Below are 7,704 nucleotides of genomic sequence, written 5' to 3' on the forward strand. Positions count from 1 at the left end.
GAAAGTGACCGCGAAGCTGGCGAACTGCTTGTCGTTTTCCCAATCGAAGTTCAATGCCGGATCATAGGTGATCAGATTCCGCGGATCCGCCAGCTTGGGCACGTAATAGAAATCGATGGTGGTGGAATTGACATCGGCGCGGTTGACGTCGCCCCACAGACTGTTGCTCTGTACCAAAGCCGGGGCAAAGATACTGCCGTTTTGCAGGAACTTGGCATAGATGAAGCTGCCCTTGAACACGTTCTGCCCGGTGCCCAGCTCGGGCCGGCCGGCGGTATCGAAAACCAGTTCGCCCTTGGCGACAAAGGCATGTTCCTTGGTCAGTCCGAACACATGGGAAATTTCCAAGGAAGCATCGCCGATGTCGTAGCCGTCGTTACCGAGCGCATCGACATAGGTCACCGGCACGCGCACGCGCAGCGCGTATGTCTGGGCATCATCGAGCGGGGTGATGTAGCTGAGGCGGAGAGTTCCGCTGGTGAATCCGTTCTGCAGATCCAGATATTCATACTTGGCTTCGGCTACGGTCTGCAGTTTGGACGGATCGGTGCCGTTGTCGACTGCTTTGGGTGCTTCAGTCTCCTGCGCACGCATCTCAGGACAGCCTAGGCCCGCGCAAAGAAACATAACTGCCATCATCGTTTGCCGACTTGCCATATATCAGCATCCCCTTGTATTGAACACACTCAGCTTTTGGCTAGTATAGCTGTGTATTTCCGCATTTGTGGCGATTGCTTCGTGGCCTCGCAGCGTGTGTTAATTCCATAAAAAAAACGGCGCCGGAGCGCCGTCTTGAGGCAAGCTTTCAGAACAATCAGAAGTTGAAGGTGTAACCGACCACCGGGCCATGCAGCTGCAGGGCGACCGAGGTGGTTTTCACCGCCAGATCGGTGTCCATGTAACGGTAGCCGAAGTTCCAAGCGCCGCCGCCATCGGTTTTATAAGCGAAGATGATACTGGTGCTGTAGGTGCCTTCGGTGTCGCCCCAGGAACCATCGGCGCGCAGGGCATAGCCCCACTTGTCGTTGATCGCGCCTTTGTAGCGGGCGCCGATCATCACATCGCTGAAGGACTGGTCGAAACCGGTATTCCAGGTGTTGAGCAGAGCCGCATTCGGATCGATGTCGACATTCAGGTCGACCACGATATGGCGCAGACCGCCGAACACTTCAATGCCCTGGTTGCGGACTTCGCCCGGCGCCCAGACGCCGGCCAGTTCGAACACCAGGGTATCGAGATCGGCATCCGTTTGGGCAAAGCGGCCATCGCGGCTGTCGGCGAGCGACAGGTAGACGACGTCGGCGAAAACGCCGAAATCATCGCCTTGGCCTTCCACATGCCCCAGGAATCCCATATCGATTTTGCTGATGATGCTGTTGAAGTCGGTTTCATTGCCGACCGGCGGTGCATCTTCGCGCAGATCGGTGGAAATGGACGACGCCCACAGATACGGTGTCAGACCCCAATCCCAGCCTTCATCGGCGGATGCATTGGCCAGCGGAGAGCAGGCGAGAACAATGGCAGCGGCGAGCGTGTTGCGGAGTTTCATGTTGAATCCTTGTCAGTTTTTGGTTTGGAAAATCGCGCTCAGTATACCCATTGAATGCGGCTTAGCACAGCATCGGTAACGCCGGTCATGCCGTTTTTATCGTGCCAGGTCCGGCCCCAACCGATGCCGAACTTCCAGCGTTTTGTCGCCCACCAGTTCAGGTCGCTATAGATTTACTTGACCGGACGGTCGCAGGGTCCCTGCTCGGCTTTTCGGACCAGAGCAGCTTCACACGGGCCGCACACCGTTGGTTTGAGGTATCACCGAGCAAAGTCCGTATGCAGCTGCTAAAGCGCTAGGGGTGAAAGCCCAGCGCCTTACTTCATCTGCAGTTCCATGCGCACCTTGCCGTCCTGGGCCTTCAGCTGGGCATTGGTGGACAGGAACACCCGCGTCGGATCGAGCGTGCCGTCCTTGAGCAGGGCATCCTGCACCGCTTCGCCACGGGCGGCGCCCAGCGCGGCCAGCTCGGCGGCCGTGGGCTGGAATTTGGCCATCAGCTGCGTTTCCAGCCAGTCCACTTCATGCGATTTCTTGGCGGCCCGCTTTTCCCGCCAGCCGGCATCATCGGCGGACTCAGTCACGGCCTCGGCTTTCGGGATATCGGGCTTGCTGCCGAACTGCGCTTTATAGAGGGACTCCAGCGCATCGAGCTGCTGCTTCGGTTCCCATTCGGCATAGGCTGGCATGTTTTTTCCGGGTTTGCCGATCTGGGCCGCGGCGGCAGCCTGCATTTTGCGCTCGGCCAGCGCATCACGGTCCAGTTCATCCAATACGCCGGCGGGTATATCGAGGTTCAGCTCCGGCTTGTCGACCAGTGCCTTGGCCAACTGCGGCAGATTGGTAGCCGCCGCGGCCGGAAGCTCCGCGGAGCCGGGCGCAAAATCGATGAATTGCGCTTCCTCGGCACCGGCAAACAGGCCGCCGATGAACGAGAACGGTGCGGTCACGACCTTGACCACGATGTTCTTGATGATCTGCCAGACAATCGGCCCGATCCGGAATTTCGGATCATCGAGCGTGCCGGTGACCGGCACGTTCAGATCAATGACGCCGTTCCTGTCTTTCAGCAGCGCGGTGGCCAAGCGGATCGGCAAGGACACCGCTTCCTTGCTGCCGGTGGCCTGGCCCCAGGTCAGCTGGTCGAGCACCACGTGATGGTCGGCCTGCAGTTTCTTGTCGTTGATGCGGTAATGCAGCTCGGTGGTGAGCTTGCCCTTGGCGATGGCATAGCCGGCGAAACGGCCGGAATACGGATTGAACACCGGCAGCTCGATATTGCGGAAGGCCATCTGCACATCGGTCTGCTTCTCGTAATCAAAGATGCTGGTTTTGCCCTTGATCACCACCGGCGAGTATTTGTTGATCACGTAACCGTTCAGATCGATATCGGCGACGGCATCGGGCCGCGTGGAAATGCCGAGGATGCGGCCGTCCAGGCCTTCGATGCGGGCCCGGAAGTTCGGTTGGATGGAATAGTCGGCGAACCGCATGGTGCCCTTGTTGAACACCAGCTTGCCGATGTCGATCGGGGTTTCGGCGACCGCGTCCTTGCTGCCGGACTGCGCCGTACTTGCGGTATCTTCGGTGAGCATCTCCACCAGATTGATGCTGCCCTGCTCGGTCACCACCACTTCCATGGACGGCCGGTCGAGTGTGACGCTGTCGATGCGGATTTTTTCCGGACCCTGCCGGTAATCGATGCCCTTCGCCGTGGTTTTGGCCAAGGAAATGACTTCCGAACGGTTCTTGATATCAAGCAGCACCAGATTGTCGACCACGCCATCGCCCTGGTAGGCGATGTTGGCTTTCTCATCCATGCTCAGGCGCCCTTTGGCCGCGACCGTGCCGGACTTGAAAGTGGTGCCCGGGAAATCCGGAAGATACATCAGCAGCTGGTTCATCGGCATGCCGCTGAGCTCCAGCGCCAGATCGGCGGTGACCACCGAAGGCACCACCGTGCCTTCGATGCGCAGCGGCGCCTTGCCGTTGATGGTGCTGGTGATTGCAATCGGCACCGGCTTGTCCAGATCCAGACTCAGGCCGCTGGCGGTGAACTCGGTGGGCGTCAGCTGGAATTTGCCGGCCGGCTTGACCGTCCGGTCTTCGACGTCGAGGGTGGCGGCACTGACGCTGATCTTGCCGATGGTGGCCTTCCACGCCGGCGCGCCGGCAGACGCGGGTGGCGGCGCGGGCGCGCCCTCTTCGGCAAACAGGCGTTCGATGTTGAGCGAGCCGTCCGGATTCAGCCAGACTTTCGCCTGTACGCCCTGCAGATTGATGGCGGCAACGCTGGCGCTCTGTTTATTGAGATCGATGCGGGTTTCGCTGAGCACCACCGAAGGCAGGCGCAGCCAATCTTCGGGTCCGTTTTTCGGGCGGATGGCGAGCTTGTCGGCGCGGATGCTGGGCAGATTCACCAGCAGGCGCGGACCGCTTTTGCCGAGGATGCTGAAGTCGTAATCGCCCGACAGGCTGAAGCTGCCGTCGCTGAGCTGGAACGGCAGCTCTTCGCTCAGGAACTCATAGGCGCTGACCGCCTTGAAGGCTTCGACTTTGAAATTGCCCTTGGACGCCACCGGCTCCAGCGACAGGCTGCCGCGCCACTCGAAGCGTTCGCCGTCGTCACTGGTCGCAGCCAGCACGAAGCCGCCGCCGTCATCGCGGGTTTTGAAGTCCTTCAGGCTGAAGGTAATCGGTGCCAGCACTTTTTCCGGTTTCAGCGCGCGGCTCTGGTCGGCGAAATTGACCTGGCCGGCATTGACGCCGAGATCGCCGATCCAGACATTCGGCAACGGATCGTCGTTTCTTTCCTTGGGCAGCAGGTCGGCCAGATTGAGCGAACCATCGGGTTTGATGATGGCGCGGGCGAATGGCTTGTCGAGCAGGACGGTGTTGAACACGAAGGCGCGCTTGAACAGCGAAGAGGCCTGGAAATCCACGAACAGGCGCTTCAGCGAGAGAAGGGGTTTCCCGCCGTCCTGCAGCACGATGTCGCGCATATCGAGTTCGAAGGTAAACGGATTGAAACGGATTTCTCCGAGGGCGAGCGGTTTTTTCAGCTCGGTCTGCGCATAATCCATGGCCTGGTTACGGATCAGCTTCGGCACCACTTTGAAGCCGATCAAGGCATAGGCACCGACCGCCAGCACCAGCAATCCGATCAGCAGCAGCCACTTCGATTTCATCCAAGCCAGCATAGACACCTCCGTTCCCGCTATGATGCCCCTGCCCTGTGACCGGCGCAAGCATGTTCCGGCCGTCGCATAGACGGCTGGCCGATAAAGACAAATGACTGACCGTCAAAGGCAAGCGATAGCGGTTCGTACGTGGTTTTCTATACAAATCCCCGGCATCGGTTTATTGTAGGCACGGGGCGGATGCCCCGCTTGTTCACCCTGCGAATGACGCACCCAAATAACAACCCATAAATTGCAACACGACCTTTTTGGAGAGGAACATGAAAAAACTCGGCGCGGAATTTTTCGGCACCTTCTGGCTCGTACTTGGCGGCTGCGGCAGTGCCGTGCTGGCGGCGGCATTCCCTGAACTGGGAATCGGCTTTGTCGGCGTGGCGCTGGCTTTCGGCCTGACCGTATTGACCATGGCCTTTGCCATCGGCCATATCTCGGGCTGCCATCTCAACCCGGCGGTTTCCATCGGCCTGTGGGCCGGCGGCCGCTTCCCGGCCAAGGATCTCGGGCCCTACATCGTGGCGCAGGTGCTCGGCGCCATTGCCGCGGGCGGCGTCTTGTATCTGATTGCCTCGGGTAAAGCCGATTTTGCAGGTGCCGGCGGCTTTGCTTCGAACGGCTTCGGCGAGCATTCCCCGGGCGGGTTCTCGATGCAGGCCGCGGTGATTACCGAAGTGGTGTTGACGGCCTTCTTCCTGATCGTGATTCTCGGCGCCACCGACAAGCGCGCTCCGGCCGGCTTCGCACCGATCGCCATCGGCCTGTGCCTGACGCTGATCCATTTGATTTCCATTCCGGTCACCAACACCTCGGTCAATCCGGCGCGCAGCACCGGCGTTGCCCTGTTCGCGGATGCCTGGGCTGTCCAGCAGCTGTGGGTGTTCTGGGCCGCACCGATCGTCGGAGCCCTGCTCGGCGCCACCATCTACAAGTTCATCGGCAAAGAAGACTGAGCCAAGGTTCTTGCATGGAAAAGGGCGCTTCGGCGCCTTTTTTCTTGCCCGTATCCGGCCGTCGCCGTAAAGTGAGGACTGGATTCCGAGGAGTTCCATCCGATGGCCGACCGGCACCGTCAATCCGCTTTCGCCGATTTCGTCCTCGAACAGATGGCCGATGTCCCGGATGTGGCGAAGCGTTCGATGTTCGGCGGCTTCGGCATTTACCGCAGCGGCCTGATGTTCGCGCTGATTGCCAACGAGCAGCTGTATTTCAAAGCCGATGAAATGCTGGCGCAGGAATTCACCGCGATGGACCTGCCGCCGTTCGTATATACCGGAAAAAACGGAAGCACCGCCCTGAAATACCATCTGGCGCCGGAAGCGGTCTTTGAGGAGGCCGAGCAGATGGCGCGGTGGTCGGACAAAGCCTATCAATGCGCCGTACGCGCGGCAGCCGAAAAAGCCGCGCCGAAAATAAGGAGAAGCAAACGATGAACGGGTTCTGGGTCGCATTGGGCGGCGGTTTGGGTGCGTTGGCACGCTACGGCCTTTCGGGCTGGCTGCTGCAGTACACCGCGCAGCAGAAATTTCCCTGGCCCACTTTCGCGGTCAATGTTTCGGGCTGCCTGGTTGCCGGCATCCTGTTCGCGCTGGCGGCCAAACACGACATGCTCTCGCCGCCCATGCGCCTGTTCCTGTTTACCGGCGTGCTCGGCGGCTTCACCACCTTTTCGGCTTTCGGCCTGGAAACCGCGCACCTGCTCAAGCGCGGCGATGTGCTGATCGCCGGCGCTTACGTGCTGGCCAGCGTGGCCTGCGGATTGGCCGCGATTCTTCTGGCCTACCGTTTTACCGCCTGATAAAACACCAGCTGCCAGGGCAGTTCGATCCGGCCATCGTCGGTGCCGCGGTAACCCAGATAATCGCGCAGGCCGGCCAGAATTTCGGCATCCGAGGCGCGGTCGATGCCGAACATGTTGCGGCAGTAAAACACCATCGCGGCTTCATCGGCGAATCGCCAGGGGTAATGACGTACCGTCATCCGCGCCGCCTCGAACCCGGCGGCCTGCAGGCGCGGCAGGAAGGCGTCATCGAAAAACACGCCGACATGGCCCTGGCTGTTGTGACGGTGCACGAAGTCGTTGAGGAATGCCGCCACGTCCGAGCCGGCCAGCACTTCGCCGATCAGCAGCTGTCCGCCGGGGCGCAGCAGGCGCCGGCATTCGGCGAAGAACGCATCTTGTCGCTCGAACGACACATGGTGCAGACCGGTCAGGGAAAGTACCGCATCGAAGGCGGCATCGGCAAACGGCAAAGCGTCCGGGCTTCCCAAAGGAATACGGCTGCCGGCAAAGCCGATGCTGAAGTCGCAGCTTTCCAGACGGCGATGGGCCTCCAGATAAACGCCCAGATAGCCGCCGCCGGAAGGCACATCAAGCAGGTCGATGGCCGATGACGGCAAGTCCTCCAGCAGCGCGAGAAACTCACCGTCGCGCGCGCGCGGATCGCGCTGCATGGCGTCATGGTACTGATGCGCCCGTTGGGCGAAGATTTCACTGTAGTCGGTCATGGCGCTGCCGGAACGGGGTTTGATTCATTCTAACCGCCCCGCCCGGCGGCGGCGCATCCAAGAATTATTCTTATGGCGGCCCCCAGAGGCCGCGGGTAGGCTTGAGCCATGAACAGCAATATCCACCCCATTGCCGGAGCGGCGCAGAACCGTCTGTACGGCATCTATGTGCTGGACCACCTGCATCTGGATGACCATCCGGAGCGCACGCGGCAGGCGCTGCGCGGCATCCTGCCCGGCGACGAGGACGCGATTCTGCTGAATCTGCTGCAGCGCCGGCGGGTGCTGGTGCGGCAGGGCCGCTTCGAGGCGCTCAACACCTTCGCCGCCCGGCTCTACAGCCAGGGCTTCCAGATTGAACTGGTGCTGCTGGACTGATTCAGCGGATCAGGCGGTGTTCGACCAGATGCGCGACCACGGCCGGATCGGCCAGGGTGGAAATATCGCCCAGCG

The 7,704-nt window shown here is 60.6% G+C and carries 8 protein-coding genes; 4 read left to right on the forward strand and 4 right to left on the reverse strand.

The annotated features are described in order from the left end of the window. The 3 genes from Q0W88_RS09775 to Q0W88_RS09785 all read right to left on the reverse strand — a co-directional run. The coding region (locus tag Q0W88_RS09775) for a hypothetical protein (RefSeq protein WP_297802946.1) at positions 1-594 on the reverse strand (594 nt) is incomplete at its 3' end. Between the two features lie 220 nt (positions 595-814). Next, positions 815-1,549: a hypothetical protein gene (locus Q0W88_RS09780; RefSeq protein WP_297802949.1), complete on the reverse strand. Its 735-nt coding sequence runs from the start codon at positions 1,547-1,549 to the stop codon at positions 815-817. Between the two features lie 317 nt (positions 1,550-1,866). Continuing rightward, complete coding sequence (locus tag Q0W88_RS09785; protein WP_297802952.1) at positions 1,867-4,749, reverse strand: DUF748 domain-containing protein; 2,883 nt, start codon at positions 4,747-4,749, stop codon at positions 1,867-1,869. Between the two features lie 260 nt (positions 4,750-5,009). On the opposite strand from Q0W88_RS09785, the gene aqpZ reads away from it, so the two are divergent. The 3 genes from aqpZ (at position 5,010) to crcB (ending at position 6,541) form a co-directional block, all read left to right on the forward strand. Beyond that, the gene (gene aqpZ, locus Q0W88_RS09790) at positions 5,010-5,696 is read left to right on the forward strand and encodes an aquaporin Z (protein WP_297802955.1); all 687 of its coding nucleotides are present in this window, start codon (positions 5,010-5,012) and stop codon (positions 5,694-5,696) included. Positions 5,697-5,798: 102 nt separating this feature from the next. Then, on the forward strand, positions 5,799-6,176 hold the full coding sequence (locus tag Q0W88_RS09795; RefSeq protein WP_297802958.1) for a TfoX/Sxy family protein: 378 nt from the start codon (positions 5,799-5,801) through the stop codon (positions 6,174-6,176). Beyond that, positions 6,173-6,541: a fluoride efflux transporter CrcB gene (crcB, locus tag Q0W88_RS09800; protein WP_297802961.1), complete on the forward strand. Its 369-nt coding sequence runs from the start codon at positions 6,173-6,175 to the stop codon at positions 6,539-6,541. Before Q0W88_RS09795 ends, crcB begins: the two co-directional genes overlap by 4 nt. Here the strand turns inward: crcB and Q0W88_RS09805 are convergent. Next, positions 6,523-7,251 carry a class I SAM-dependent methyltransferase gene (locus Q0W88_RS09805; protein ID WP_297802965.1) on the reverse strand — a complete coding sequence of 243 codons (729 nt, stop codon included), beginning with the start codon at positions 7,249-7,251 and terminating at the stop codon, positions 6,523-6,525. The genes crcB and Q0W88_RS09805 overlap by 19 nt on opposite strands. Positions 7,252-7,359: 108 nt before the next feature. Between Q0W88_RS09805 and Q0W88_RS09810 the strand changes: the two genes are divergently transcribed. Next, positions 7,360-7,629 carry a hypothetical protein gene (locus tag Q0W88_RS09810; RefSeq protein WP_297802968.1) on the forward strand — a complete coding sequence of 90 codons (270 nt, stop codon included), beginning with the start codon at positions 7,360-7,362 and terminating at the stop codon, positions 7,627-7,629. Positions 7,630-7,704: the final 75 nt, after the last annotated feature.

The organism is Arenimonas sp. GDDSR-1, from assembly GCF_025980345.1.
Lineage (GTDB): Bacteria > Pseudomonadota > Gammaproteobacteria > Xanthomonadales > Xanthomonadaceae > Arenimonas.